This is a genomic window from Bifidobacterium sp. LH_450 (assembly GCF_056356715.1).
Genome location: NZ_JBKEUU010000002.1, coordinates 51759 through 78324, shown reverse-complemented (window position 1 = coordinate 78324; position 26566 = coordinate 51759). Strand labels below are relative to the sequence as shown.

22 protein-coding genes and 1 tRNA gene are annotated in these 26566 nt (G+C 65.6%); 7 read left to right on the top strand and 16 right to left on the bottom strand.

The annotated features are described in order from the left end of the window. Window positions 1-25 precede the first annotated feature (25 nt). The 3 genes from AC1AXT_RS02915 to AC1AXT_RS02905 form a co-directional block, all read right to left on the bottom strand. On the bottom strand, window positions 26-1318 hold the full coding sequence (locus tag AC1AXT_RS02915; RefSeq protein ID WP_476539058.1) for a citrate synthase: 1293 nt from the start codon (window positions 1316-1318) through the stop codon (window positions 26-28). A gap of 167 nt (window positions 1319-1485) precedes the next feature. After that, window positions 1486-2268: a type I methionyl aminopeptidase gene (map, locus tag AC1AXT_RS02910; RefSeq protein ID WP_476539057.1), complete on the bottom strand. Its 783-nt coding sequence runs from the start codon at window positions 2266-2268 to the stop codon at window positions 1486-1488. A 164-nt stretch (window positions 2269-2432) separates the two neighbouring features. Further along, entirely contained in the window at window positions 2433-3050 is a 618-nt protein-coding gene (locus tag AC1AXT_RS02905) for an HdeD family acid-resistance protein (RefSeq protein ID WP_476539056.1), read from the bottom strand. Between the two features lie 224 nt (window positions 3051-3274). Here AC1AXT_RS02905 and AC1AXT_RS02900 point away from each other — a divergent pair, with 224 nt between their 5' ends. Both AC1AXT_RS02900 and AC1AXT_RS02895 read left to right on the top strand, forming a co-directional pair. After that, window positions 3275-5356, top strand: a complete 2082-nt coding sequence (locus AC1AXT_RS02900; RefSeq protein WP_476539055.1) for a M13 family metallopeptidase — start codon at window positions 3275-3277, stop codon at window positions 5354-5356. 229 nt (window positions 5357-5585) lie between these two features. Further along, window positions 5586-6170, top strand: a complete 585-nt coding sequence (locus tag AC1AXT_RS02895) for a single-stranded DNA-binding protein (protein WP_476539054.1) — start codon at window positions 5586-5588, stop codon at window positions 6168-6170. A gap of 27 nt (window positions 6171-6197) precedes the next feature. Here the strand turns inward: AC1AXT_RS02895 and AC1AXT_RS02890 are convergent, their stop codons facing one another. The 12 genes from AC1AXT_RS02890 to AC1AXT_RS02835 all read right to left on the bottom strand — a co-directional run bounded on the left by AC1AXT_RS02890 (window position 6198) and on the right by AC1AXT_RS02835 (window position 19613). Continuing rightward, on the bottom strand, window positions 6198-8027 hold the full coding sequence (locus AC1AXT_RS02890; protein ID WP_476539053.1) for a proline--tRNA ligase: 1830 nt from the start codon (window positions 8025-8027) through the stop codon (window positions 6198-6200). 75 nt (window positions 8028-8102) lie between these two features. Next, entirely contained in the window at window positions 8103-8549 is a 447-nt protein-coding gene (locus AC1AXT_RS02885) for a permease (RefSeq protein ID WP_476539052.1), read from the bottom strand. A 123-nt stretch (window positions 8550-8672) separates the two neighbouring features. After that, window positions 8673-10079 carry a DEAD/DEAH box helicase gene (locus AC1AXT_RS02880; protein ID WP_476539051.1) on the bottom strand — a complete coding sequence of 469 codons (1407 nt, stop codon included), beginning with the start codon at window positions 10077-10079 and terminating at the stop codon, window positions 8673-8675. A gap of 53 nt (window positions 10080-10132) precedes the next feature. Further along, entirely contained in the window at window positions 10133-11005 is an 873-nt protein-coding gene (locus AC1AXT_RS02875) for a Cof-type HAD-IIB family hydrolase (RefSeq protein WP_476539050.1), read from the bottom strand. Window positions 11006-11007: 2 nt separating this feature from the next. Next, the gene (gene orn / locus AC1AXT_RS02870) at window positions 11008-11661 is read right to left on the bottom strand and encodes an oligoribonuclease (protein WP_476539049.1); all 654 of its coding nucleotides are present in this window, start codon (window positions 11659-11661) and stop codon (window positions 11008-11010) included. 209 nt (window positions 11662-11870) lie between these two features. After that, window positions 11871-13409, bottom strand: coding sequence for an IMP dehydrogenase (gene guaB / locus AC1AXT_RS02865; RefSeq protein ID WP_476539048.1), 1539 nt, complete (start codon window positions 13407-13409; stop codon window positions 11871-11873). A gap of 97 nt (window positions 13410-13506) precedes the next feature. Then, the gene (locus tag AC1AXT_RS02860; RefSeq protein ID WP_476539047.1) at window positions 13507-14658 is read right to left on the bottom strand and encodes an MraY family glycosyltransferase; all 1152 of its coding nucleotides are present in this window, start codon (window positions 14656-14658) and stop codon (window positions 13507-13509) included. Then, complete coding sequence (locus AC1AXT_RS02855; RefSeq protein WP_476539046.1) at window positions 14655-15314, bottom strand: L-threonylcarbamoyladenylate synthase; 660 nt, start codon at window positions 15312-15314, stop codon at window positions 14655-14657. Before AC1AXT_RS02855 ends, AC1AXT_RS02860 begins: the two co-directional genes overlap by 4 nt. Next, a complete protein-coding gene (gene prmC, locus AC1AXT_RS02850) occupies window positions 15314-16297 on the bottom strand; it encodes a peptide chain release factor N(5)-glutamine methyltransferase (RefSeq protein ID WP_476552916.1) in 984 nt (327 codons plus the stop codon). Before prmC ends, AC1AXT_RS02855 begins: the two co-directional genes overlap by 1 nt. Window positions 16298-16306: 9 nt before the next feature. Then, window positions 16307-17395: a peptide chain release factor 1 gene (gene prfA / locus AC1AXT_RS02845; protein ID WP_476552863.1), complete on the bottom strand. Its 1089-nt coding sequence runs from the start codon at window positions 17393-17395 to the stop codon at window positions 16307-16309. Between the two features lie 130 nt (window positions 17396-17525). After that, window positions 17526-17738, bottom strand: coding sequence for a 50S ribosomal protein L31 (rpmE, locus tag AC1AXT_RS02840; RefSeq protein WP_476552865.1), 213 nt, complete (start codon window positions 17736-17738; stop codon window positions 17526-17528). Window positions 17739-17837: 99 nt separating this feature from the next. Then, a complete protein-coding gene (locus tag AC1AXT_RS02835) occupies window positions 17838-19613 on the bottom strand; it encodes a bifunctional aspartate transaminase/aspartate 4-decarboxylase (RefSeq protein ID WP_476562922.1) in 1776 nt (591 codons plus the stop codon). Window positions 19614-19768: 155 nt separating this feature from the next. On the opposite strand from AC1AXT_RS02835, the gene AC1AXT_RS02830 reads away from it, so the two are divergent. Further along, window positions 19769-19842 (top strand) — tRNA-Ile (locus AC1AXT_RS02830). 37 nt (window positions 19843-19879) lie between these two features. Here AC1AXT_RS02830 and AC1AXT_RS02825 read toward each other — a convergent pair. Beyond that, window positions 19880-20794 (bottom strand): hypothetical protein, encoded by a 915-nt coding sequence (locus tag AC1AXT_RS02825; RefSeq protein WP_476552869.1) that lies wholly within the window; start codon window positions 20792-20794, stop codon window positions 19880-19882. A gap of 636 nt (window positions 20795-21430) precedes the next feature. Here AC1AXT_RS02825 and AC1AXT_RS02820 point away from each other — a divergent pair. The 4 genes from AC1AXT_RS02820 to AC1AXT_RS02805 all read left to right on the top strand — a co-directional run bounded on the left by AC1AXT_RS02820 (window position 21431) and on the right by AC1AXT_RS02805 (window position 26425). Then, window positions 21431-22762 (top strand): NupC/NupG family nucleoside CNT transporter, encoded by a 1332-nt coding sequence (locus AC1AXT_RS02820; protein ID WP_476552871.1) that lies wholly within the window; start codon window positions 21431-21433, stop codon window positions 22760-22762. Between the two features lie 232 nt (window positions 22763-22994). Beyond that, the gene (gene deoC / locus AC1AXT_RS02815) at window positions 22995-23696 is read left to right on the top strand and encodes a deoxyribose-phosphate aldolase (protein ID WP_476539040.1); all 702 of its coding nucleotides are present in this window, start codon (window positions 22995-22997) and stop codon (window positions 23694-23696) included. Window positions 23697-23779: 83 nt separating this feature from the next. Beyond that, complete coding sequence (locus tag AC1AXT_RS02810) at window positions 23780-24979, top strand: phosphopentomutase (RefSeq protein ID WP_476552873.1); 1200 nt, start codon at window positions 23780-23782, stop codon at window positions 24977-24979. 147 nt (window positions 24980-25126) lie between these two features. Then, window positions 25127-26425, top strand: a complete 1299-nt coding sequence (locus tag AC1AXT_RS02805; RefSeq protein ID WP_476552875.1) for a pyrimidine-nucleoside phosphorylase — start codon at window positions 25127-25129, stop codon at window positions 26423-26425. The last annotated feature ends 141 nt before the right edge of the window (window positions 26426-26566 follow it).

Sequence of the window (26566 nt, the reverse complement as noted above, 5' to 3'; positions counted from 1 at the left end):
GCTTGCCCCTACTCTAGCCGCTGGCCTACCGCTCCTCCATCGGGACGTAGTCGCGCTTTTCCGGACCGGTATAGACCTGGCGGGGCCGGCCGATCTTCGTCATCGGGTCGTCGAGCATCTCGCGGTACTGGGCGATCCAGCCGGGAATGCGGCCGAGCGCGAACAGCGTCGTGAACATCGAGGGGCCGAAGCCGATGGCCCGGTACACCAGGCCCGTGTAGAAGTCGACGTTCGGGTACAGGTGGCGCGACACGAAATAGTCGTCGTTGAGCGCGATGTCCTCGAGCTCCATCGCGATGCGGTACATCTCGACTTCCTTCGGGTCGACCGTCAACGCGTTCTCGTGCGCCATGACCTGCTGCAGGCACCGCTTGGCGATGGCGGCGCGCGGATCGTACGACTTGTAGACGCGGTGGCCCAGGCCGGAGATGCGCCGGCCTTCCTTCTTCGCCGTCTCGACGTACTCGCGCACGCTCATGCCGGATTCCTGGATGTCGTGCAGCTGGCGCAGCGCCGCTTCGTTGGCGCCGCCATGCAGCGGCCCGGACAGCGCGTTGATGCCGGCGGCGATGGCCGAATAGAGGTTGGCGTGGGCGCTTCCGGCAATGCGCACGACCGACGTCGAGCAGTTCTGCTCGTGGTCGGCGTGGATGATCAGCAGGCGCCCCAGCGCGTGGACGTGCTGCGGGTCGGAATCGTAGCGTTCATAGGGCACCGCGAAGCACATGCGCAGGAAGTCGTCCACGTAGCCGCGCGCATAGTCGGGGTACAGCATCGGCTCGTCGCGCCGGCGCCGCAGGATGTAGCTGACGATCGTGCGGGCCTTGGCCATGATGATCGTGGCGGCCTCGTCGAGCTGCTCGGGGTCGTTGATGTCGGTGGTTTCGGGGTAGAACGTCGCCAGCGCGTTGATGGCCGACGCCATCACGCTCATCGGGTGCGCCTCATGCGGGAAGGAGCCCATGAAGTTGCGGAAGTCCTCCCCCACCATCGTGCGGTGGTTGATCTGGCCGACGAACCGTTCGTATTCGTCCTTGCTCGGCAGCTCGCCGTGGCGCAGCAGCCACGCCACCTCGAGGAAGTCGGACTGGTCGCACAGCTGCTCGATCGGATAGCCGCGGTAGCGCAGGATGGAGTTCTGCCCGTCGATGTAGGTGATCTTCGATTCGCACTGCGCCGTCGTCAGGAAGCCAGGGTCGACGGTGACCCACCGGTCGTTGCGCAGCCCCGAAATCAGGATGCCGTCCGGCCCTTCGGTCGCCTTGACCACCGGCATCTTGAATTCGTCGGAATCAACATGAAGCTGCGCATTATCCATACGCTTCCACCCCTTTCGGCGCCCCTCGCTCAGGGCCCTTGTCGCATCGCAAAGTCCGTTCAATATAGCGCAGGAACGTTTCCGGGGGCGCTGTCCGTCTCAAAACCGCGAAAAACGGCCTTTCCTCGATGGAGAAAGGCCGTGGGAAAACCGGAGGGAACCGCTGGCTACAGGTTCGAGCGGTCCGTCAGGATGATCGGGCCGTTGTCGGTGATCGCGATCGTATGCTCGCTGTGGGCGCCGCGCGAGCCGTCCTCGCTGCGCAGCGTCCAGCCGTCCTTCGGATCCTGGTAGATTTCGTCGGTCGTCTTCATGAACCACGGCTCGATGGCGATGACGAGCCCTTCGCGCAGCTTGAAGCCGCGGTGGGCGCGCCCGTCGTTGGGGACGTGCGGATCGCCGTGCATGATGTGGCCCACGCCGTGGCCGCCGAACTCGAGGTTGACGGGGTAGCCGTAGCTCGCGGCGACTTCGCCGATGGCATGGGAGACGTCGCCGAGCCGGTTGCCGGAGCGCGCCGCGTCGATGCCGGCCGCCAGCGCCTCCTCGGTGCTCTTGATGATGCGCAGGTCCTCGGGGTCCGGATGGGCGCCGACGACGAAGCTGATGGCCGAGTCGGCGACCCAGCCGTCGACGTTGATCGCCAGGTCGAGGCTGACGAGGTCGCCTTCCTTGAGGGCGTAGTCATAGGGAACGCCGTGCAGCACCGCGTCGTTGACGGACGTGCAGATGTAGTGGGCGAACGGGCCGGTGCCGAAGTCCGGCGCGTAGTCGACATAGCACGATTCGGCGCCCTTGCGGTCGACGATCTTCCTGTGCACGAACTCGTCGATTTCCAGCAGGTTGGTGCCCACCTTCGTCGTTTCCTGGAGTTCCTTGAGAATGCCGCCGACGAACCTGCCGGCCGGCTTCATCTCCTCGATTTCCTTCGCGGTCTTGATTTCAATCATGTCGTGTCTTTCCACCTGGGCGAACGATAGGGCCAACGTTAGTCCGGGAGCCAAACAAAAACCGGACACGGCTTGGCCGGCGACACGGAAAGGGGCGGCCCCCGGCGAATCTTGAACAAGATTGCCGGCGGCCGCCCCTTTTCGTACGCTTGCGTACGCTGCGCCTACGCAGCCTGCTTGCTGCCGCGGCCGAACGTGAAGGCGCGGATGACGGCGAAGACGCCCATGACGACGAGCGCGATCGCGCCGAACAGGATCAGCCACACGGTGGACGCCAGCGGCATGCACAGCAGCACGAAGCCGGCGATGATCGAGATGATGCCGTAGGCGATGCCCCAGCCGGAGCCGGAGCCGCTGACCTCGGTCAGCGACATGATGCCTTCCATGATCCAGCCGATGCCGACGATGATCGTGAACATGATGGTCAGCGTCGCCGCGGACATCGTGACGTACTTGAGGCACACGATGCCGGCGATGATCAGCAGGATGCCGACGATGACGCCGAGCACGCGCCATCCGCCCGGCAGCCCCAGCTCGACGATCGAGCTGACGATGCGCACGACGCCGGAAATCAGGAAGTAGATGCCGATGATGACGGTGGCGACGACGAGCGTGCGGCCCGGCCACACCAGCAGCGCGATGCCCAGGATGATGGCGGCGATGCCGATGATGCCGTATGCCGCGCGGATGCCGTTCTTCGCGCGGGTCGGGAGGATGTCCTCCACGAGCTTGAAGGGGCTTTGCTGCCCTTCGGGATTGCTGTAGCCGTTGCTGTCAGACATATAGTCTCCTTCTCTACGGGCCGCCGTTACGCCGCCCCAACCAACGTAGCCTGCCGCGGCGGTTCCACTCTTCCGCCGGGACTCACCTCCCAGTCTTGTCGAAGGGGCGGAGCGGAACGCGGCGTTTCACCGACCGGCGTATTATTCCCAAGATTCTTTCAGGAAGATTGCGCCCGGCCGAACGCGCCGCCGGGCGCCAACCGCACGGGCTATAGTGGTAAGGCATGAGTGAAACGTTTACTTCCGGCATCGACCCGACGTCGTTCTCGTCGGTCACCTCCCCTGCAGATGACCTGTTCCGCTACGTCAACGGACCGTGGATCGATACCTACCGCCTTCCCGACGACCGCTCGCGCTACGGCGCGTTCGACCGGCTCGCGGAAGACGCCGAAAACCAGATCCGCGACATCCTCGAATCGGACGGCGAGGACGCCGCCAAATCGAAGGCCCTCTACCGTTCCTTCCTCGACGTCGACGCCATCAACGCCGCAGGCATCGCGCCGATCAAGCCGTCACTGGACGCCATCGACGCGGCCGGCTCGAAGGCGGAGCTGACGCGCGTCCTCGGCTCGCTCAACCCGGCCGGCGGCCCGGACCTGCTGGACTTCGCGATCTACGGCGACCCGAAGGATCCCGACGTCAACGTGCTGCACATCGAGCAGTCGGGGCTGGGGCTGCCCGACGAAGCCTACTACCGCGAGGACCACTACGCGCCGATCCGCGAGGCGTACGTGCAGATGGTGGCCACGCAGCTGGCGAACGCCGGCTATGCCGCCTCGAAGGACGACGCGCAGGCGGCCGCCGAGCGCTTCCTGGCCGTCGAGACGGCCATCGCCTCCCACCACTGGGACAACGTGACGGTGCGCGACCCGCAGAAGACCTACAACCCGACGACGTTCGACGAGCTCGCCTCGTCGCTCTCCCATTTCGACATCGCGGCATGGGCCGAGGCCGCCCAGCAGGCGTACGACGCCAGCCCGGCCGCGGCCAGCCAGCCGGTCGACCTGCGCGGCGCGCTGGACCATACGATCGTGCACGAGCCGTCGTTCGTGTCGGGGCTGGACGCCTACTGGCAGGAAGCCGGGCTGGACGACCTGAAGCTGTGGGCGCGCGTGCACGTCATCATCCATGCCGCCACTGCCCTGCCGGAAGAGTTCGACAAGGCGAACTTCGACTTCTACGGCAAGGTGCTGTCGGGCGCCAAGGAACAGCGCGCACGCTGGAAGCGCGGCGTTTCCCTCGTCAACAGCGTGTGCGGCGAGGACGTCGGCCAGGCGTACGTGCGCGAGCATTTCCCGCAATCCTCGAAGGACCGCATGGAGCAGCTGGTGCACAACCTCATCGAGGCCTACCATGTGTCGATCCTCAATTCGGCGTGGCTGTCCGACGATACGAAGGAGAAGGCGCTGGCCAAGCTCGGCAAGTTCACGGCGAAGATCGGCTACCCGGACCATTGGCGCGACTATGCGGCCCTCGACATCGCCGACGGCGCCGGCTTCGCGCAGAACATGGACGCGGCGGCGCTCTACGAGTTCGGCTTCCAGCTGTCCAAGTGCGGCAAGCCCGTCGACAAGGACGAGTGGCTGATGAACCCGCAGACCGTCAACGCCTACTACGAGCCGAGCCTGAACATCATCGTGTTCCCGGCGGCCATCCTGCAGCCGCCGTTCTTCAACCCGAAGGCGGAGGACGCGGCGAACTACGGCGGCATCGGCGCGGTAATCGGCCATGAAATCGGCCACGGCTTCGACGACCAGGGCTCCCAGTTCGACGGCGACGGCAAGCTCAACGACTGGTGGACGCCTCAAGACAAGGAACGCTTCCAGGAGCTGACGAAGGCGCTCATCGACCAGTACAACGGCTTCGTGCCGGCGCAGCTGGCCGAAAAGTACGCCGACAAGCCGGAAAGCGCCCCGCACGTCAACGGCGCGCTGACCATCGGCGAGAACATCGGGGACCTGTCGGGCGTCAACATCGCGCTCAAGGCCTACGCGTTCGCGCTCGACGAAGCCGCGGGACGCCCGATCGACGGCAGCCCGCAGGCGGTGGAAGCGTCGCTGGACACGGCGCCGGTCATCGACGGCTTCAGCGGACTGCAGCGCTTCTTCCTCAACTACGCGTCGATCTGGCGTTCGAAGAACCGCGACGAGCTGGCCGAACAGTACCTGCAGATCGACCCGCATTCGCCGGCCGAGCACCGCACCAACGGCATCGCGCGCAACGTCGACCTGTTCTACCATGCGTTCGACGTCAAGCCGGAAAACGGCATGTGGCTGGCGGAGGGCGAACGCGTGCACATCTGGTAGCGCACCCCCGCATTGCGCCGCGTACCCGCTGGCATGCACCGCTGCTTGTGCATGCACCGTCGTTGCCGCGTGCACCGTCACGGCGGGCGCAATGTGGACGACACGCCTTTCCATCCACAAGGCCCCGGCATCATTGCCGGGGCCTTCGCGTTGCCGCGATAGTGGAATGGCGCCGCGGCAGCCGCGGCACCCAACATGGCAACAGGTACGGCTAGAGAAGGGCGGCATCATGGCATCGCAGCAAGGCATCATCACGATTACCGGCAGGATCGGCTCGGAGCCGGCGCAATTCGGCGAGGAACCGCGCAACGGCGTGCAGTTCCGCCTCGGCTGCACGCCGGGGTACATGGACGCGAACCACGAGTGGCGCAAGCTGCCGACGACGTGGATCACCATCAAGGCGTTCCGCACGCTTGCGCTCAACGCCTTCAATTCGCTGCACAAGGGCGATCCGGTCCTCATATCGGGGCGCCTGGTCACCGAGGAGTGGACGACCAATGCAGGCGAGCTGCGCTCGCGCGTGGCCATCGAGGCGTCGGTCATCGGGCTGGACCTCAACTACGGCATCTGCACCTACCGCAAGATGCCGCGCGATCCGCGGCCGGCAGACCAGGCACCCGAGGTACCGCCGGAGGCAGGACCGCAGTTCATCGCCCCGGAGCCGCAGTTTGCCGCGGCTGCACCGCAGTTTGCCGCGCCTGCACCGCAGTTCGTCGCCCCGGAGCCGGATCCTGCGTCCGGCGCCGGGCAACAGCAAAGCCCTGCAAACCAGGGTTTGCAGGGCGATGGCGAGTTTGCGGCCGACCCGTTCTAGCAGCGGCGAAGAGCCGGCCGGCGAATTCTACTGTAGCTCGCGGAAGCGGTCGGCCAGCACCTGCGCCGCCGCTTCGGCGGGGACGGCTTCCTTGGCGGAGCCGTCGCGGTTGCGGATCTCGATCGTGCCGTCGTTGACGGTGTCGCGGCCGGCGACGGCGATCAGCGGCACGCCGATCAGCTCGGCGTCCTTGAACTTGACGCCCGGCGACACCTTCTTGCGGTCGTCGTAGATGACTTCGAGGCCGCGCGCCTCCAGTTCGGCGACGAGCTTTTCGGCGGCTTCGAACGCCGCTTCGTCCTTGCCGGTGGCGACGACGTGGACGGCCGCGGGCGCGATGTTCGCCGGCCATGCCAGGCCGGCGTCGTCGTGGTGCGTTTCGGCGATGCAGGCGAGCACGCGGGAAACGCCGATGCCGTAGCAGCCCATCCATACCGGCACCGTCTTGCCGTTCTGGTCGAGCACCTTCAGGTCGAGTGCCTTCGAGTACTTCAGGCCCAGCTGGAAGATCTGGCCGATTTCCACGCCGCGTTCGAACGAAAGCGGGCCGGAGCCGTCCGGGCTCATGTCGCCGTCGCGCACGACGACGGCCTCGACGGTGCCATCGGCTTCGAAGTCGCGGCCGTACACGAGGCCGTAGTAGTCGGTGTCCTGCTCATCGGCGCCGGTGAACCAGGCCGAGCCGCGTGCAACGTGTGCATCGACGAAGTAGCGCAGGGCCGTGTCGCCCTCGGCGCCGGCTTCGACGCCTTCGGGACGGGCCTGGGGGCCAAGGGCCATGGGGCCGATGTAGCCGCGCACGAGTTCGGGGTGCGCCTTGAACTCCTCCTCGGTGACCTCGTCGAATTCCGCCGGGGCGAACTGGGCCTCGAGGCGCTTCAGGTCGACTTCGCGGTCGCCGGGGACGCCGACGACGATGAGCTCGCGCCACGGTTCGTCATGGGTGTCGTCCTCGGCGTGCTTGACGGCGATGACGACGTTCTTGAGGATGTCGGACGCCTGCCAGGCGCGGCCGTCTTCACGCGGGTAGGTGGCGTTGGCGAACGCGACCATGTCCTCGACGCTGCCCGCGTCGGGCGTAGCCTTCTTCTCGGCCGGCGCGGCGCCGGAGCAGTCGATGGCCGGCGGTTCGGGGGTCTTGAGCGCCTCGACGTTCCACGCCTTGCCGGACGGCGCGAGCGCGAACGTGTCCTCGCCAATCGGCATCGGGGCAAGGAACTCCTCGGACGCCGAGCCGCCCATCGGGCCGGACATGGCGAAGACGGGCACGTACTTCAGGTCAAGGCGGTTGAAGATGCGCTCGTAGGCGCCGCGCTCCTCCATATAGCAGCGCTTGAGCCCCTCCTCGTCGACGGTGAACGAGTAGGCGTCCTTCATGATGAACTCGCGGCCGCGGATCAGGCCGGCGCGCGGGCGGAACTCGTCGCGGTACTTCGTCTGGATCTGGTAGAGCGTGACCGGCAGGTCCTTGTAGGACTTGTAGAGGTCCTTGACGAGCAGCGTGAACATTTCCTCGTGCGTCGGAGCCAGCAGGTAGTCGGCCTCATGGCGGTCCTTCAGGCGGAAGATGTTGTCGCCGTATTCCTCCCAGCGATGGGTGGCTTCATACGGCTCGCGCGGCAGCAGCGCCGGGAAATGCACTTCCTGGGCGCCGATGCCGTTCATTTCCTCGCGGATGACGCCCTCGATTTTATTGAGGACGGCGAGGCCCAGCGGCAGCCAGGTCCAGATGCCGGGAGCGGCCTTGCGGATATAGCCGGCCCGCTGGAGCAGCTTGGCCGAATCGACGTCGGCGTCGGCGGGATCCTCGCGCAGCGTGCGCAGGAACAGGGTAGACATGCGAAGAGCTTTGGTCATACCCATAAAGCTATTCAATTTGCCCGACAACGCGCGGCGCAGGCAAGCCCAGTGCATGCGGCGCCCGGATAGCGCCTAGTGCCTGGATGCGGAGCTGGCGTCCTGCGTGCCGGTCATGCGCTCGACGTCGTCTTCGAGCATTTCCTGCTTGACCTCGTTCGGCGGGTAGCAGAAGATCAGCAGCATGAACAGGCAGCCGAACAGGTACATCCAGTCGGGCAGCGACACCGAGCCGATGGAGGCCACGGAATTGGGCAGCAGGATGCCGACGACGACGAGCACGATGCCGATGAGCGGCAGCCAGAACCATACGAAGCGATTCGGGGCGTTGTCCGCGGATTTGCGAACGACCGACGAGAAGAAGAACGGCAGGATGAACATCAGGCCGCCGAGGATGATCATGATGTCGGTAAGCTTGATCGTGCCCCATGCGCGGTTGCCGCCTGCCTCGTAAATGACAAACGACGCGAACAGGATCAGCATGCCGATTGCCGATACCACCGTATTCCACCAGTTTTTCATCGTCCTCAACCCCTTCCGGTTTCCCGTGAATCCTTCATAGCGATACCACCATCATAGGAGGTTTCGCCGTTTCGGCATGCAGCGGATTCGCCATCCCCGTGCTCTTGCCTGCCATGCACATGGCTAGAACAGGCAGTCCTGGCCGAATTCCTCCTCTTGCGTCATCGGCGGTCTCGGGTCGAACGTTTCCGCACCGTGGGCGGCTAGTTCCTCGCTCGCCGACTGCGAAGCAGCCTTGAGCTGCGCGTCGAGCTCGATGGCCTGCGGCGAGACGAGGAACATGCGTTCGGAAACGCCGTTGAGGTAGAGCCCGTCGAGCCGTTCGACCCTGGAAAGCGCCACGTAGCCCATGCCGGGGGCGAACGTGCGCTTCAGGTCCATCACGGCGGCGTCCAGCGTCATGCCCTGCGATTTATGGATCGTGATGGCCCACGCGCAGCGCAGCGGCACCTGCGACACCGATGCCAGCACCGTTTCGCCGTCGGTCATTTCCCAATCGGCCTGGCGCATCGTCGCCACATGCCCGTTTTCGAACTCGACGACCGGCCAGCCGCCCTGCGCTTCGCGCTTGAAGCCGATGACGGTGCCGAGCGAACCGTTGACGTACTGGCCTTCCTGGTCGTTGCGCACGGCCATGACGACCGCGCCTTCCTTGAGCACCAGCGTTTCCGGGGCGAGCATGTTCTTCTTGAGCCGCTTGACGAGGTCGGCGGGACCGGCGCTCGAGGCTTCGAAGACGTGCTCTTCCGCGTCGATTTCGGCCAGCCGCAGGTCATTGAGCGCGTCGGCCTGCCGGTTGACCGGAAACAGGTTGACAGCCTGCCTGCCTTCGGGCGGCTGCGCCCCCAGCCGCGTGAGCAGCAGGTCGCGGTCGTCCTGGCTCACGGCGGCTTCGCGGATGTCGGTGAGCACTTCGAGCAGCTGGCCGTCGTCCTGGCGGTGCTGTTCGGTCAGGTAGCAGATGACCGGATGGAGGTCGCGCCACGCAAACGATTCGGTGACGAAGCCCTCCATGTCGCGCCCGGCCGCCTGATAGCGTTCCTGCATCGCCGCCAGTTCGGGCGACGGCGCGAAGTCGCCGCGCGACCGGGCGCCGCGCGTCACCGGGGGCAGCTGGAAGAAGTCGCCGGACAGCACGACCTGCAGGCCGCCGAAAGGCCTCGGGTCACGGCGCACGGCGCGGCAGATTTCATCGACCATGTCGAACAGCCATGCATGCATCATCGAGATTTCGTCGATGACCAGCACGTCGGTATCGCGGATCTTGCGCCCGCGCTTCGTGCGGATCTGCTTGAGCAGCGTGTCGGTCAGCGCCTTGGAAACGCCGGCCCCGCTCCACGAGTGGATGGTCTGGCCGTTGATGTGCGTGGCGGCGATGCCGGTCGACGCGGTGACGGCCACCGACTTGCCCGCGCGGCGCGCGTCGGCGACGAATTCGTTGAGCACGTACGTCTTGCCGGCGCCGGGAGCGCCGGTCAGGAACACGTTGGCGCCCATGTCCAGAATGGCGAGCGCTTCGCTTTGCTTCATGCTGGGCCTTTCGCTTGGGGGTTGCCGGAGGGTCGGGCGCCGTGGCGGCGCGTTCAGCCGATGAGGCGGTCCACCACCGTCATGACGCCGCCTTCGGTATTGGCCGGGGCGATGTAGTTGGCCACCGCCTTGACGTCGTCGTGGCCGTTGGCCATGGCGAACGACCAGTCGGCCGCTTCGAGCATGCCCGCATCGTTCAGGTAGTCGCCGAACACGGCGGTCTGCGCCGGCGTGACGTGCAGCGTTTTCTGCAGCGCCTCGACGCCCAGCTTCTTGTCGCTGGACTTGTCCATGATGTCGACCCAGTGGGCGCCGGAGACAACGACCGCATAGTCGTCCTTCAGGTCCGAGAACAGCTCCTCGGCCATCGGCTCGGCCGCATCGAAGTCGAAGACGGCGAGCTTGAGGATCGTCTCCCCTTCGTCGTCGAGCACGGCGTGCAGGTCGTCCACTTCGGCAAGGCGGGCATAGTATTTGCTGGCTTCCTTGACGAACGGCTCGTCGGTGCGCGACGCGTACGCGCTGGCCAGCCCGCAGACGATCAGCCCGATGTCGTGCTTGCCGGACGCCACGGCTTCGTCGACGGCGTCGATGACGCGGCGCACGACGTCTCGGTCGATGCCGCGCACCGACACGATGTCGCCGGCATAGCTGACGACGTTGCCGTTTTCGGCGATGAAGCTCATGTGCTCGCTGCGGTCGCCGAACATGCGCTCCAGCGTGGCGAACTGGCGCCCGCTGGCTGGCACGAACGGAATGCCACGCGCTTCCAGCTTCTCCAGCATCGGCCAGAATGAGGCCGGGATCTCGCTGTGCCCGTCGAGCAGCGTGCCGTCCATGTCGGCCACGACGAGGCGGATGTCCTGCGGGCCTTCGATGGCGCTCCAGTCCTTGTTTCCGGCGTTGCCGGCGCTATCCGTCACCATCGCTATTCCTCGATGCCGTTGAGGCTCGTCTCGCTCACCTGACGCGAGATTTCAGCGGCCTGTTCGGCGCTCGGCCCCGGCGCGGGCACCATGATGGCGTCGCGGTAGTAGCGCAGCTCGTCGAGGCTTTCGATGATGTCGGCGAGCGCGCGGTGGCCGCCGGCCTTGGCCGGACGGTTCTCGTAGACGGCCGGGTACCAGCGGCGCGCAAGCTCCTTGAGCGTGCTCACGTCGATGACGCGGTAGTGCAGCCGTTCCATCAGCCCCGGCATGTAGCGGTCGAGGAACTTCTTGTCGGAGCCCACCGAGTTGCCGGCGAGCAGGGGCTTGACCCCTTCGGGCGTGAAGCGGGCGGCATAGTCGATGACGCGCTGTTCGGCGTCCTTGACGTCGAGGCCGTTCTCCCACTCGTCGATCAGCCCCGAGCGCGTATGCATCGCGCGGACGAAATCGTTCATGTTGGCGACGGCCGCGTCGCTGGGCTTGATGACGAAGTCGATGCCGTCGTCGAGCACGTTGAGGTTGAAGTCGGTCGGCACCACCGACACCTCGCACAGCTCGTCCTTGAAGATATCCAGCCCCGTCATCTCGCAATCGATCCAGATCAGCCGCGAATCCTCTGCCCGATAGGTCTCGCCGTCATGCGCGTCTACCATCGCGTTTCCTTCCTGCGCTCGTTCCATACAGTCCCCCACCACTGTATACCTCGGCGCTGTCTGCTGCGCGCCGCCGCTTTCGGAGTCCGCATGCGCGCGCATACGCCAACGGGCCGCGGCTTTGCAGGCAAAGACCGCGGCCCGTTGGCACGCACGCCCGGGCTGCCGCAGCGCGTTCATAGGCGGCTACGGGCAGCCCCGGCGATGGCTCAGCGCGTCGAGTAGTTCGGCGCTTCGGCCGTCATCACGATGTCGTGCGGATGCGATTCGCGCAGGCCGGCATCGGTGATGCGGATGAAGCGGCCCTTTTCGCGCATTTCCGGAATGTTGTGCGCGCCGATGTAGAACATCGACTGGTGCAGGCCGCCGATCATCTGGTAGAGGACGGCGTTGAGCGGGCCGCGGTACGGCACTTCGCCTTCGACGCCTTCCGGCACGACCTTGTCGTTGGAGGTGACGTCGGCCTGGAAGTAGCGGTCCTTCGAGTAGCTCTTCTTGCCGCGCGGCGCCATGGCGCCCATCGAGCCCATGCCGCGGTACAGCTTGTACTGCTTGCCGTGCAGCAGCACCTTCTCGCCCGGGGCTTCCTCGCAGCCGGCGAGCGTGCCGCCGAGCATGACGGAGGAGGCGCCGGCCACCAGGGCCTTGGCGATGTCGCCGGAATAGTGGATGCCGCCATCGGCGATGCACGGCACGCCGGCGGCGTTGCACGCCTGGGCGGCTTCGTACACGGCCGTCAGCTGCGGGACGCCGACGCCGGCGACGACGCGCGTGGTGCAGATCGAGCCGGGGCCCACGCCGACCTTGACGGCGTCCGCGCCGGCGTCGATCATGGCCTGCGCGCCCTGGCGCGTGGCGATGTTGCCGCCGATGATGTCGACGTTCTTGAAGGCCGGGTCGTTCTTGATGCGGCGGATCATGTCGAGCGCGAGCTGGGCCTCGCCGTTGGCGGTGTCGACGACGAGCGCGTCGACGCCCGCCTCCATCAGCGCGGAGGCGCGCTGCCACGCATCGCCGAGGAAGCCGACGCCTGCGGCGACGCGCAGGCGCCCCTGCTCGTCCTTGGTGGCGTCCGGGTACTGCTCGGTCTTCACGAAGTCCTTGACGGTGATCAGGCCGGTCAGGCGGCCGTGCTCGTCGACGAGCGGGAGCTTCTCGATCTTCTGCTCGGCGAGGATGCGGTGCGCCGCCTCCTTGGAGATGTCGGACGGGCCGGTGACGAGGTTGTCCTTCGTCATGACGTCGCGCACGCGCAGGTGGTCGTAGTCTTCGGAGGCGATGAAGCGCATGTCGCGGTTGGTGATGATGCCCACGAGCTTGCCGTCGGCGTCGACGACCGGCAGGCCGGAGATGTGGAACTTGCCGCACAGCTTGTCGAGGTCGGCGAGGGTGACGTCCGGGTTGACGGTGACCGGATCGGTGATCATGCCGGATTCGCTGCGCTTGACGACGTCGACCTGGGCGGCCTGGTCGTCGATGGAAAGGTTGCGGTGCAGCACGCCGATGCCGCCGTTGCGGGCCATGGCGATGGCCATTTCGGCTTCGGTGACGGTGTCCATGGCGGCGGAGATCGCCGGCACCTTCATCGTGATATTGCGGGTCAGATGCGTCGTCGTATCCACTTCGGAGGGGATGACGTCGGTTGCGTTCGGCAGCAGCAGCACGTCGTCATAGGCGAGGCCGAGCTGGGCGAAAATCGGAGGGAGCGGGGTGAACGTAGAATCTGCATTCATATCGGTTGTAGCCATGCAACCACTATATGGAGTGAACTAGACGCACAGGGGCGCATGTGCCGCAAACCGTCGCTCTCCGTTTTTTCCGCGATGACGGCTGCAGGCTGGGCGGCTACCGGCGTTCGTGGTCGCCGGCATGGCGCGCCGTTTCGTCGAGCACGGCACCGTCGGAACCGTCGCGCAGCCGCTTTTGCAGCCACGGCGACATCGTCGCCAGCGTCAGCAGCGTGGCGGCGATGATGAAGCCGATGAGCACTTCCAGCGGCTCGAAGAACAGCAGCATGATGGAGCCGAAGGAGAACAGCGCGGCCCATCCCCACAGGATCAGCACGGCGACGGGCACCGTGTGGCCGATGCGCAGCATGCGGTGGTGCAGGTGCATGCGGTCGGGGTGCATCGGCGACTGGCCCTTGCGCAGGCGCCGTTCGATGGCCAGCACCATGTCGAGCACCGGCAGGAACAGCACGAGGATCGGCAGCAGCACCGGCATGAAGGCCGGCAGGTAGATCGACGCGTGCACGGAGGCCGGGTCGAGCCGCCCGGTCATGACGATCGAGGCGCAGGTGATGAGATAGCCCAGCAGCATGGAGCCCGAGTCGCCCATGAACAGCTTCGCCGGGTGCCAGTTGTGCAGCAGGAACCCGATGCAGATGCCGACGAGCATGACGTCGATCAGCGTGGCCAGCGAGGCATACGACGGCGACGTGCGCGCCAGGATGTACGAGTAGATGCCGAAGGCGATGCCGCCGATCGCCACGATGCCGGCGGCCAGCCCGTCGAGCCCGTCGACGAAGTTAACGGCGTTGATCGACACGACGATCAGCAGCGCCGTGATGGCGATGGACAGCGTCGGCGAGAAGGTGACCAGCGAGCCCAGCGGCAGCGAAATGATCTGCAGGCCGCCCCAGGCGACGAATACCGAAATGAGGATCTGCCCGGCGAGCTTGAGCATCCAGTCCAGGTCCCAGCAGTCGTCGGCGATGCCGAGCAGGCAGATCAGGATTGCGCCGATGAGGATGACCCATGGCTGGTGGTTGGCCCGGAACACCGATTGCAGGAACGGCAGCCGCGAGGCCACGAACATCGCCACGGTAAAGCCCAGCAGCATCGCCAGGCCGCCCATGCGCGGGGTGGGCACCGTATGCACGTCGCGCGCGCGGACTTCGCCGACGGCGCCCATGCGGATGGCCAGGTGCCTGATCAGCGGCGTCAGCAGGTACGTTGCGCAGGCGGCTACCGCCGCGATGAACAGGTAGACTCTCATGCGCCGAGGCCGCCCCCGTTCAGGTGGATGGCGCGGCGGATGGCGGATTCGGGGATCATGCCCTCGCGCAGGATCGCGATGCCGTCGCGTTCCAGCGGATCGGCCGCCACGACGGTGCTGGCGATATGCCCCGGCGTCGAGCCGGCGTCAAGGTAGAGCGCCACGTCGTCGCCGAACGCCTCGACGGCTTCCTGCGCGCTCTGCGCGCTCTGTTCGCCGGAACGGTTCGCGCTCGAGCATGCCAGCGGGCCCACGGCCTTGAGAATCTGCCGCGATACCGCCGAATTGGGCACGCGGATGCCCTGCGTCATGTGCCCCGCGCCATCGGGGCGCACGGTGCCGAGCGTGCAGTCGTCGCGCGCGATGCAGATCGGCGAGAAGGCGCCCGGAAGGAACGCGGCAGCCAGGCGGTTGAGCGGCGCCGGCAGGTCGAGCCCCAGGCCGTCCAGGTCGTCGGCGGACGACACGAGCACCTGCAGCGCCTTGTATTTCGGGCGTCCCTTGGCCGCGTAGATACGCTCCATCGCCTCGTCGTTGCGCGGATCGCAGGCGATGCCGTAGACGGTGTCGGTCGGCACGACGATGAGCTCGCCTTCGGCCAGGAGCCGCCTCGCCAGGTCCAGCGATTCATCGGTTACGGTACGTACGTCGGGCATCACGCGTCCCCTTTCACTGCAAACAGGTAGCGTGGCCGGCCGGTCAGGTCGATGCCGGTGGTCACGTCGACGAAGCCATTGGCGCGCGCGAACGCGCAGGTGCGCGAGCCTTGCGTCACGTCATGCTCCATGACGAACGCGCCGCCCGGCCGCAGCAGCGCCGCGGCGCGCCGGATGATGCGCTCGGGGATCATCATGCCGTCCGCCGAGCCTCCGTACAGCGCCATGCGCGGATCCCAGTCGCGCGCCTCCATCTGCTGCACCGGCATGTTTTCCGGCACATACGGAGGGTTGGAGATGACGAGGTCGGCGGTGCCGTCGAGCTGCGCAAGCGTCAGCGGGCTGGTGGCGTCGGCCTGCTCAAGGTGGTAGTTCATGTCGACGGCCGGCGACTGCCGCACGACGTGGGCGACGTTGCGGCGCGTCCACGCGGCCGCGTCGGCGTCGACTTCCACGCCCCACACCTGCGCCCCCGGCACTTCCTGCGCGATCGCCAGGCCGATGGCGCCGCTGCCGGCGCACAGGTCGACGACGCGCGGGCTGTACATGCCCTGCGCGGTGATCCAGTCGATGGCGGCCTGCACGACCGTTTCGGTTTCGGCGCGCGGAATGAACACGCCGGGCCCGACCAGCAGGTCGAGGAACCGGAACGGCGCGTGGCCGACGATATACTGCAGCGGCTCGCGCCGGCGCCGGCGCAGCACCATCATCGAGAACCGCTGTTCGCCGCGCGTTTCGCTTTCGGTTTCTTCCGGGACGGCTCCAGATTGCGCTGCCGCATCCATTCCCGCAGCTTCGGCTTCCAGCCGCCTTGCGTTCCAGCCCAGGAGCATGGCCTTGTCGATGTCGCCGGCCGTGCAGCCGAACGCGGCCGCCGCCAGCAGCTTGGCGTCGTTGAGCGGCGTATCCACGCCGGCGATGTCGAGCTGGCGGGCCGCTTCGCGCACCGCTTTGGCTACCGTCGGGGCCCGCATGTCTCCCATCATGGCATCCTACTGCTGGTCGGCCAGGCGCTGCGCTTCATCGGCCTGGATGTCGGAATCGATGACGGCCTGCAGGTCGCCGTCGAGCACGGCGTCCAGATTGTAGGCCTTGTAGTTCGTGCGGTGGTCGACGATGCGGTTCTCCGGGAAGTTGTAGGTGCGGATGCGCTCGGAACGGTCGAGGCTGCGCACCTGCGAATGGCGCATGTCGGCGGCTTCGGCCGCTTCCTGCTCGTGCTTCATCGCCAGCAGGCGGCTCTTGAGCACGCGCAGCGCCGAAGCGCGGTTCTGGATCTGGCTCTTCTCGTCCTGCATCGACACGACGATGCCGGTGGGGATGTGCGTCATGCGCACGGCCGAGTATGTCGTGTTGACCGACTGGCCGCCGGGGCCCGAGCTCATGAAGATGTCGATCTTCAGGTCCTTCGGGTCGATTTCGATTTCGTCGTCGTCCTCGTCGGCTTCGGGGAACACGATGACGCCGGCCGCCGACGTCTGGATGCGGCCCTGCGATTCGGTGACGGGGATGCGCTGGACGCGGTGCACGCCGCCTTCGTACTTAAGCGACGCCCATACGCCGTCCTCCGGCGCCGGGGTGCCCTTGGCGCGGATGGCGAGCTGGACGTCCTTGACGCCGCCGAGCTCGGTGGAGTTCTCGCTCTGGATGCTCGTCGTCCAGCCGCGCTTCTCGGCATAGCGCGTGTACATGCGCAGCAGGTCGCCGGCGAACAGCGCGGCTTCCTCGCCGCCGGTGCCGGCCTTGATCTCCATGATGACGTCTCGCGCGTCGTCGGGGTCGCGCGGGATCAGCGCGGTGCGCAGCTTCTCCTCGGCCTGCGGCAGCTGCGCCTCGAGGCGCTTGGCCTCCTCGGCGAAGTCGTCGTCGAGCGATGCCATTTCGCGGGCGGCCTCCAGATCGTCGACGATGGAGCGGTACTCGTTGTAGACGCTGACGATGGCGCCGAGCTCGGCATGGCGCCGCCCCAGCTTCTTCATCGTATCGGGATCGGAAGCCACCTCGGGCTGAGCCATCTGGGCTTCGATCTTGCGATATTCCTCCGCTGCGGTCACCGCTGCAGCAAATTGTTCGTCCGCCACGATTCTCCTCGGCCTTCCTATAGTGCAAACCGCTCCATACTACCCCGACCACTGCCCGGCCCCCGCTCAGGCAACGAAAAGGGCCGGCCCTTGCGGGCCGGCCCGAAGCATCATGATGCCAACATCAGGCTCACTTGCTCTTCTTGCCGTAGCGCTTCTCGAAGCGGGCGACGCGGCCGCCGGTATCGAGGATCTTCTGCTTGCCCGTGTAGAACGGGTGGCACTTCGAGCACACGTCGACGGTCATGTGGTCGCCCTCGGCGGTGGTGCGGGTGATGAAGGTGTTGCCGCAGGAGCAGAGCACTTCCACGGCATGGTAATCAGGATGGATATCCTTCTGCATAATCGTGTCTCCTAATGATTCGGGAAACCCGGGTCGCCATGCCCCGTCGGCAGGCGTGAACCGGACAACGTGCCAGTATAAACCACCGCGCCGACGCGTTTATTTCCCGCTCGGCTCGCCGGACGCCGGGGCCGGCGCGGACGTCCCGGGCTCCGGCGCTTCATCCGCGGCCTGCTGCCCCGGCGCCGGGGCGGCGCCCGTTTCGCGCTGCCAGACGTCGGCGTATTCGCCGAGCAGCGCGACGATATGGCGCCCGATCGTCTCGTAGTCCTCTATATTGAGGTTGGCCAGCGAAACGCGGATGCTCCATTCCGGCGCGTCGAATCCGTCGCCGCCCATGACGACGATGCCGGTGTCCTTCGCCAGGCGCAGCACGAAATCGAACGGCTCGTAGGTCGCCTCCAGCCACTTCACGAACGCGTCGCCGTACAGCTTGCGCCCCCACAGCTCCAGGTCGACGACGGAATAGTACCCGGCGCGCAGCGGGTCGGGGTCGACGGTCCAGCCCAGCGACTTCCACAGCGTCGAGAAGCGGTCGCCGACCAGCTCGAGCATCTTCCTGCGGTACAGGCCTTCGCCGTCCAGCAGGCTGAACAGCGCGAACAGCGACATCTGGACCTGCTGCGGCGTGCCCAGGCCTGCGGTGCCGTTGAGCGCGACGAGCCGCGAATCGGCGACCATGCGGTCGATGAAGCGGATCGCCGGAACGTCGTCGCCGAGCGAGGAGTAGCGCGACGCGAGCACCTGCTTGCTGTCGTCGGGCAGCGCGGCAATCAGGTCGTCGAAGACGTTGCGCTGCGCGACGGCGGCGACGGCGAGGCGCCAGCCGGTGGCGCCGAAGTACTTCGAGAACGAGTAGATGCTGATGGTGTTGTACGGCAGGTCGGCGAACAGCGAGCGGTAGCCGGGCACGAACGTGCCGTAGACGTCGTCCGTGATGATCATCAGGTTCGGGTTCTTCGTGCGCACGATGTCGATGAGCTTCCTGCGGCTCGCCTCGTCCATCGCGTAGCTCGGCGGATTCGACGGGTTCACGAGGCACAGCAGCTTCACCTTCGGGTCGGCGAGCTTCTCGAGCTCCTCATCCGGGTACTGCCATGCGTGCGTGCCGTCGGCGTTCATCGTCGAGGCGTTGACGTTGACGACGTCGAGGGCGTAGTCGTTGAGCTGTGGGATTTCGATGTACGGCGTGAAGATCGGCGTCATCAGCGCCATCGTGTCGCCTTCGTGGATCAGGAAGTTGCACTTGAGGCAGTAGAACACGTAGCACATCGCCGCCGTGCCGCCTTCGGTGGCGAACAGGTCGAGGCCGCCCTGCGGCACGGCGCCCCCGCACACTTCCTGCCGGAAATAGTCGCCGACGATCTGCTCGGTGTACTTCAGGATGCGTTCCGGCATCGGGTATTCGCACCCGGCGATGCCCTGAGACCATTCGTCGACGACGGCGTCGGCGTCCCATCCGCGCCGCTGCGCATAGGCGACGGCGTCCGACAGCAGCCGCTGGCCGGGCTCGCCTTCATGGGCGGCGAGGAACTGCGCGAACCGCGTGGCCGCGCCAGCGGCCTGCGGCATGCCGGCGATGTCGACCCCGGGCACGACCATCGAGCGGCTTGCCTCCTGCATGGCGAACTGGCCGAGCAGGAAGAACGCCTGCCGCGGCTGCATCGCGATCCAGTTCGGGTTGCCTCGGCCCGCATTGAGCAGCTTCGAGGACGACGCCTTCGTTTCCTCGCGCGCAAACGACAGCAGCATGTTCTTCTTCTCGAACGGCGACATGTGGCTTGTCGCCTCTTCGAACGCCTTGTCGTGGTTCGCTTCGATCGTCATTTCCTCAAGCAGCTGCTTGCCGTTTGCGCCGCGCCCGCTGTCCGCCATCGCCTGCCCCCTGTTCGCTGCATGGCCGCCCCGTGCGGCCAATCCATTCCGGGGCCATCATAGCCACGGCGCGCCGGAGGGCGGCGCCGGCTTTCCTGACGGGCCGAAATTCGCCGGTGTTGCTACACTGTGGCCGTTGGCTTCTTGGCCAGCGTGGGGCTGTAGCTCAGTCGGTTAGAGCATCGGACTCATAATCCGCCGGTCCAGGGTTCAAGCCCCTGCGGCCCCACTCTTCTTTTCCCTTATTTCCTGCCGCCCGCGCTTCGTCAGTGCTTCTTGGAGGGGCTCGCCGACGCCGAGGCGCTCGCCTTGGCCGATGCGCTGGCCTTCGCGGAAGCGCTCGCTTCGGCCGCCTTCTGCTTAGCTTCCTCCAGCGCCTTCGCGGCCGCCGCTTCCTGCTCGTCCTTCTTGTCGCGCGAGTCGGTCACGGCGGTGGAGGCGGACTGCAGCTTGGCGATCATGTCGTTCATCGCGTCGACGTCGTCGCTGTTCTTCATCTGGTTGGCCTTCGACACGAGGTCGGACAGTTCCGTCCACGTCGATTCGTCGGCGACGTCGCCCTTCGTGGAAACAAGCAGCGTTTCGGCCGTCGTGATTTCCCCGGCCAGCGACGTCTGCACGTCGTTGACGTCCTTGGCCCGCTTCGAATCGTTGACGTCCTGCACCGCCTGCCGCAGGCTCGCCTCATGGGTGTCGTACCACTCGCCGTTCGAGCCGATCGTGTCCATGCGCCGGTCGAGCTCGTCGATGCTGGCGGCGTTGCAGCTTACGGACGACGGTTCGGAGACCTTCATGACGTCGGCCAGCCGCGTCACCGTCGTCGCGTCGACGACCTGCGCGTCGGAGATGTCGGCCGCCGCCGTCGCGTCGCCGGCCTTGTAGTCGGCATACGACTTCTCCTTGCCTTCCAGCGTCTGCAGCGCGCTTTCGCACCGCGTCTTCGCCGCCTCGAGCCGCTGCGTGGCGTTGCGGTGCCACAGCGCCACTCCCCCGCACACCAGCCCGAACAGCACGAGGAACACGACGCAGCCGATGGTGATCCACTTGTAGAACTTGCGGTCGTCGTCCGGCTCGTCGTTCTTGTGGCGTCCATGCCGCGGGCCGTTGGACGCGCCGCGGCCCGCATTCATGATGTCTTCGGGACGCAGGATCTGGGTTGCGCTGCCAGCTTCTTCTTCCACTGCCGTTTCCTTTGCACGTCGTCGCGCGAAGCATCCCCCAGGGCCTTCCTAGAGCCTTTTCAGCACTTCCCAAGGCACGCAGGCGGTTATTCCGGGCGTTTTTCCTGTGCCCCTAGTGTAGTCGGCACAAGATACTTTGGTTTCGCCGGAGCCTGCCTCCAACATGCAAGCTGCTTTACATAAATCCGCCCCTCACGACACCCTCCACACCCCCGTCGGTACAAATAACACAAGATTTCGCACACGCTCTTTGCTGCGCTGCCAGCGAAATGCCAGCAATCACAACGTTTTTCCGAGATTTCAAACGAACAGAACCGCACATAAGACACGCCGTTAAACGAACATTCATTTTAGGTCTACCCTGTTCTATGTGAGAAGGAAGCGCAGGCTCCCGCCGCCGATGGCGGGGACCGGAGCCTCCTCAAAGAGAAAGGAAAGCCCTGCGCCGCAATGGCGCCGTCACAGCCAGCTTCCGAAAACCAACGTCTCTGCCCATTGCCGTGGGTGTGTGCAAGCGTTGATTGCGGTCATTTTGGTAAAACGGTTTGCCAACGCAAACGCTCGGCTCGCCGCGAACAAATTTCCTTGCGGAAAAAACGTGCGCGGCATACAGGAAAACAAGGAAGTAGGTTCCCCATGTATCTCGTGGTTAACATCGTGGGACTCCTGGTGTTCATAGGCCTTGGGTGGGCGTTCTCCCATGACCGCAAGAACATCGACTGGAAATCGGTGGGCTGCATGGTGCTGCTCAATCTGGTCATCGCCTGGCTGCTCACCAGCTTCGAATGGGGCCGCGCAGCCGTGAAGGCGGCCGCCGACGGCTTCGCCTGGATCGTCAACGTGTCGTATCAGGGCATTAACTTCGCCTTCGCCAACTGGGTCGGCGCCGACGGCACCAACCCGGCCCCGGTGAACTTCATCGCCAGCGCGCTGCTGCCGATCCTGATGATCGTCCCGCTGTTCGACATCCTCACCTATATCGGCTTCCTGCCGTGGCTCATCAAGTGGATCGGCAAGATCCTCGGCTTCATCACCCGCCGTCCGAAGTTCGAGACCTTCTTCGCCGTCGAGATGATGTTCCTCGGCAACACCGAAGCCCTCGCCGTCTCCAAGACCCAGCTGGAGAAGATGAAGGCCGACCGAGACGTCACGCTGGCCATGATGTCGATGAGCTGCATCACCGCCGCCATCGTCGGCTCCTATATCCAGATGATCCCGGGCGAGTTCGTCATCACCGCCATCCCGCTCAACTGCATCAACGCGCTGCTGGTGTCGCACATGCTCTACCCGGTCAAGGTCACCCCCGAGGAAGACAAGATCTACTCGCTGCAGGCCGCAGGCGACGAGACGGTGCCCGACACCTCCACCCCGGCCGCGCGCCAGGAAGAGTCCGAGGAGGTCAAGGCCTACAAGGCGCTGCCCTGGTACAAGAAGATCACCACCCACAACCCGGCGAAGCCGAAGAAGGAGCCCTTCTTCACGTTCCTCGGCGATTCGATCCTCACCGGCGGCCGTCTGATCCTGATCATCACCGCCAACGTCATCGCGTTCGTCGCCCTCGCGGGCCTGATCGACGAGATCCTCGGCCTGATCTGGAACCAGCTGTCGCTCGAGTCCATCCTCGCCGTGTTCATGTTCATCCCCGCCTGGCTCATGGGCCTGCCGGTCGACCAGGCATGGCAGTTCGCCCAGTACATGGGCCTCAAGCTCGTGACCAACGAGTTCGTCGTGATGGGCGAGGTCACCAAGACGATCAACAGCTTCCCGCAGCACTACAAGGCCTGCCTGTGCGTGTTCACGACCTCCTTCGCGAACATCTCGACGCTGGGCATGGTCGTGGCCTGCTTCAAGTCCATGGTCAACAAGGAGAAGAACGACGTGATCTCCAAGCAGATCGGCCGCATCTTCCTCTCCGGCATCCTCGTGTCGCTGTGCTCCGCCGCCATGGTGGGCCTGTTCGAATGGTGATGCCTTACTAAAGCCAGGGACCGGGCCGCCATCCCAGCCACGGCCAGCCCGGTCCCTTCTCCCCCTCCCTCTTGCCATGGCCGCTGCCGCCAGGCGTTTATCGCCTACAGCGCGGCGCCGCCGCTCCGCTTCCCGGCTGCATACAATGGACAATGACGTCGTCGCGGCTATGCAAGTGCAACTGCTAAAACGTTTTACCAAATCTTTCATTCATCCATCAGAAAGGAACACCATGGAACTCACGCAGGCGCAGCTCGCCAAGTACATGGATGCCACGCTGCTCAAGGCCGACGCGACCGAAGAGCAGATCGACCAGATCATCGAGGAGGCCAAGAAGTACGGCACCGCCTCGATCTGCGTCAACCCCTACTGGGTGCCGCGCGTGCACCAGGCGCTCGAAGGCACCGACGTCAAGACGTGCACCGTCATCGGCTTCCCCCTCGGCGCCAACACGACGGCGACGAAGGTGTTCGAGACCAACGACGCCATCGACAACGGCGCCGACGAGATCGACATGGTCATCAACATCGGCGAGCTCAAGGGCGGCCACGACGACGTGGTGCTCGAGGACATCAAGGCCGTCGCCGACGCCACGCACGCCAAGGGCAAGCTGCTCAAAGTCATCATCGAAACGGCGCTGCTCGACGAGGACGAGAAGGTCCGCGCGATCCGCATGACCAAGGAAGGCGGCGCCGACTTCGTCAAGACGTCCACCGGGTTCTCCACGGCCGGCGCCAAGGTCGAGGACGTGCGGCTCATGCGCGAGACGGTCGGCCCCGACTTCGGCGTCAAGGCCGCCGGCGGCATCCACTCGCTGCAGGATGCCTACGACATGATCGAGGCAGGCGCCACGCGCCTGGGCGTCTCGGCCGCCGTCGCCATCCTCGAGGAGGACGAGGAGGCGCTGGCCGCGGCCAAGGACTCCAACTACTGATCGCATACGGGCGCCCTGCGGGGCGCCCTGCAATTCCACCGGCTTTTCCACCACCTTTCAACGACGAAAGAGGCAATGTTCCCATGACTTACCGCTATAAGCGCGTCTTCGCCATCGCGCTCGATTCCATCGGCATCGGCGAGGCGCCGGACGCCGCGAAGTTCGATGACGTCGGCGCCGATACGCTCGGCCACATCGGCCGGTTCTTCAACGGTGCCCTCAAGCTGCCCAACATGCAAAGGCTCGGGCTGGGCAATATCCGCGCGGACGACCCCATCGACGGCGTGCCGCCAATCGCCGATCCGATCGGCGCCTACGGCAAGATGACGATCACCAGCTGGGGCAACGATTCGCTGGACGGGCACTGGGAGATGATGTGCCTGCCGGTGCGGTTCACCATGGCCACGTTCCCCGACGGCTTCCCGCAGTCGATCGTCGACGCGCTCGAGAAGTTCTCGGGCCGCAAGGTCATCGTCAACAAGCCCTACTCGGGCACCGAGGTCATCAGGGACTACGGCGAACACCAGATGGCCACCGGCGACCTGATCCTGTACACGTCGGGCGATTCGGTGCTGCAGATCGCGGCCCACGAGGACGTCATCCCGCTCGACGAGCTCTACCGCATCTGCGCCTACGCCCGCACGCTGATCAACGGCCCCGACATCGTCATGGGCCGCGTCATCGCGCGACCCTATGTCGGCCCCGACAAGGACCACTTCACGCGCACGTCGAACCGGCACGACTACGGCCTCGAGCCGGTCGCCAAGACGGTGCTCGACTACCTGCATGAAGCGGGCTACGACGTGCTCGCCGTCGGCAAGACCAACGACATCTTCTCGGGCCACGGCATCGACCGCGGCTGGCGCAACAAGAGCAACATGGACGGCATGGACCACGTCGACGAGGCGATGGGCATCGACTTCACCGGCCTGTGCTTCGCCAACCTCGTCGACTTCGACGCGATGTACGGCCACCGCCGCAACGCGCAGGGCGACGGCGACGCGCTGATGGACTTCGACCGCCGGCTCGGAACCGTGCTGGATGCCATGAAGGAAGACGACCTGCTGATGATCACGGCCGACCACGGCAACGACCCTACCTACAAGGGCACCGACCACACCCGCGAGTTCGTGCCGATCCTCGCCTACTCGCCATCGATGGCCCATCCGGGCACCGACCTGGGCGTAAGGAAGACGGCCAGCGACATGGGCGCGACGATCCTCGACAACTTCAATGTCGAAGGCAACGGCGAAGGCACGAGCTTCCTGCCGCAGATCAGCTGACATATTCTGGCGCCGGCTCCAATACAACGGCCGGCGCCGGTCCGGGCGCCCGGAAGCGATGCCCGGACATCCAACGCAATACCGCACTACATAACGCAATACCGTAAATAACGTACTGGCGCAAAGCAAGGCAAGGAGGCCCGCATCATGCGCATGGTTGACATCATCGATACGAAGCGTTCGGGAGGAACCCTCTCCGACGAGCAAATCGATTTCTTCATCAACGGGGTCGTCGACGGATCGATCCCCGACTACCAGACGTCCGCGCTGCTCATGGCGATCTGGTTCAACGGCATGAACGCAGCGGAAACGCAGCGGCTGACGATGGACATGCTCCATTCCGGCGACGAGCTCGACCTGAGCGACATTCCCGGCATCAAGGTCGACAAGCATTCGACCGGCGGCGTCGGCGACAAGGTGTCGATCCCGCTCGCCCCGCTCGTGGCGTCGCTGGGCATCGTCGTGCCGATGATTTCCGGCCGCGGCCTGGGCCACACCGGCGGCACGCTCGACAAGCTCGAGGCCATCCCCGGCTTCGAGGTGGAGATTTCCGAAGCCGACTTCAAGCAGCAGCTGCGCGACGTGGGCTGCATCATCGCCGGGGCGACCGGCAACATCGCGCCGGCCGACAAGAAGATCTACGCGCTGCGCGACGTGACCGACACCGTCGATTCGATCCCGCTGATCGCCGGCTCGATCATGAGCAAGAAGATCGCCAGCGGCACCAACGCGCTCGTCATGGACGTCAAGACCGGCGCCGGCGCGTTCATGAAGAGCGACGAGGACGCCGAAAAGCTCGCACGCACGCTGGTGGAAATCGGCAAGGGCGCCGGCATGGACGCGATGGCCGTCATTTCCGACATGAACCAGCCGCTGGGCAACGCCATCGGCAACGCGCTGGAGATCCAGGAGTCCATCGAGGTCCTCAAGAACAACGGCCCCGCCGACCTCGTCGACCTCGTGCTGACGATCGGCTCGCAGATGGTCGTCATGGCCAAGAAGGCCGACACGCTCGACGAGGCCCGCACGATGCTCGAGGCGCAGCTGGCCAACGGCGAGGCGCTCGACACGTTCCGCCGCATGATCGAGGCGCAGCACGGCGACGGCAACGTCGTCGACGACTACGCGCTGATGCCGCAGGCCAAGTACCGCATTCCGTTCCTTGCCGACCGTTCCGGCGTCATCACGATGATGAAGGCCGACGAGCTCGGCATGGCCTCGATGCTGCTGGGCGGCGGCCGCGCCGCCAAGGAAGACAAGCTGGACTACGCGGTCGGCCTGATGCTCGACAAGAAGGTCGGCGACCATGTCGAGGAGGGCGAATCGATCCTGACGATCTACTCGGACCGCGAAGACGTCGACGACGTCGTCAAGCTGCTGCGCGACAACATCATGATCGGCGAGCAGGCCGAACCGATCAAGCTGATCCACCAGGTCATCGTCTGACCGGATCGTGCGGCCTGACTGACCACGAGAAGGCCGCCTGCCCCGCCGGCGCCGCGTTCGCTGCCAAACGAACCGCTGCGCCGGCGGTCGCCTTGCGCATGTACGATAACGAACCGGCTGCCTGCACTCCAGGCGGCCCCT

Excerpts from the sequence above, each read along its gene's own strand:
- AC1AXT_RS02880 (WP_476539051.1), bottom strand. The coding sequence starts at position 10,079 with ATGAAGCAAAGCGAAGCGCTCGCCATTCTGGACATGGGCGCCAACGTG.
- AC1AXT_RS02895 (WP_476539054.1), top strand. The coding sequence starts at position 5,586 with ATGGCATCGCAGCAAGGCATCATCACGATTACCGGCAGGATCGGCTCG.
- map (WP_476539057.1), bottom strand. The coding sequence starts at position 2,268 with ATGATTGAAATCAAGACCGCGAAGGAAATCGAGGAGATGAAGCCGGCC.
- guaB (WP_476539048.1), bottom strand. The coding sequence starts at position 13,409 with ATGGCTACAACCGATATGAATGCAGATTCTACGTTCACCCCGCTCCCT.
- AC1AXT_RS02805 (WP_476552875.1), top strand. The coding sequence starts at position 25,127 with ATGCGCATGGTTGACATCATCGATACGAAGCGTTCGGGAGGAACCCTC.
- deoC (WP_476539040.1), top strand. The coding sequence starts at position 22,995 with ATGGAACTCACGCAGGCGCAGCTCGCCAAGTACATGGATGCCACGCTG.
- AC1AXT_RS02810 (WP_476552873.1), top strand. The coding sequence starts at position 23,780 with ATGACTTACCGCTATAAGCGCGTCTTCGCCATCGCGCTCGATTCCATC.
- AC1AXT_RS02860 (WP_476539047.1), bottom strand. The coding sequence starts at position 14,658 with ATGAGAGTCTACCTGTTCATCGCGGCGGTAGCCGCCTGCGCAACGTAC.
- AC1AXT_RS02915 (WP_476539058.1), bottom strand. The coding sequence starts at position 1,318 with ATGGATAATGCGCAGCTTCATGTTGATTCCGACGAATTCAAGATGCCG.
- AC1AXT_RS02820 (WP_476552871.1), top strand. The coding sequence starts at position 21,431 with ATGTATCTCGTGGTTAACATCGTGGGACTCCTGGTGTTCATAGGCCTT.
- AC1AXT_RS02835 (WP_476562922.1), bottom strand. The coding sequence starts at position 19,613 with ATGGCGGACAGCGGGCGCGGCGCAAACGGCAAGCAGCTGCTTGAGGAA.
- orn (WP_476539049.1), bottom strand. The coding sequence starts at position 11,661 with ATGGTAGACGCGCATGACGGCGAGACCTATCGGGCAGAGGATTCGCGG.
- AC1AXT_RS02875 (WP_476539050.1), bottom strand. The coding sequence starts at position 11,005 with ATGGTGACGGATAGCGCCGGCAACGCCGGAAACAAGGACTGGAGCGCC.
- AC1AXT_RS02900 (WP_476539055.1), top strand. The coding sequence starts at position 3,275 with ATGAGTGAAACGTTTACTTCCGGCATCGACCCGACGTCGTTCTCGTCG.
- AC1AXT_RS02905 (WP_476539056.1), bottom strand. The coding sequence starts at position 3,050 with ATGTCTGACAGCAACGGCTACAGCAATCCCGAAGGGCAGCAAAGCCCC.
- AC1AXT_RS02855 (WP_476539046.1), bottom strand. The coding sequence starts at position 15,314 with ATGCCCGACGTACGTACCGTAACCGATGAATCGCTGGACCTGGCGAGG.
- rpmE (WP_476552865.1), bottom strand. The coding sequence starts at position 17,738 with ATGCAGAAGGATATCCATCCTGATTACCATGCCGTGGAAGTGCTCTGC.
- AC1AXT_RS02885 (WP_476539052.1), bottom strand. The coding sequence starts at position 8,549 with ATGAAAAACTGGTGGAATACGGTGGTATCGGCAATCGGCATGCTGATC.
- AC1AXT_RS02890 (WP_476539053.1), bottom strand. The coding sequence starts at position 8,027 with ATGACCAAAGCTCTTCGCATGTCTACCCTGTTCCTGCGCACGCTGCGC.
- prmC (WP_476552916.1), bottom strand. The coding sequence starts at position 16,297 with ATGGGAGACATGCGGGCCCCGACGGTAGCCAAAGCGGTGCGCGAAGCG.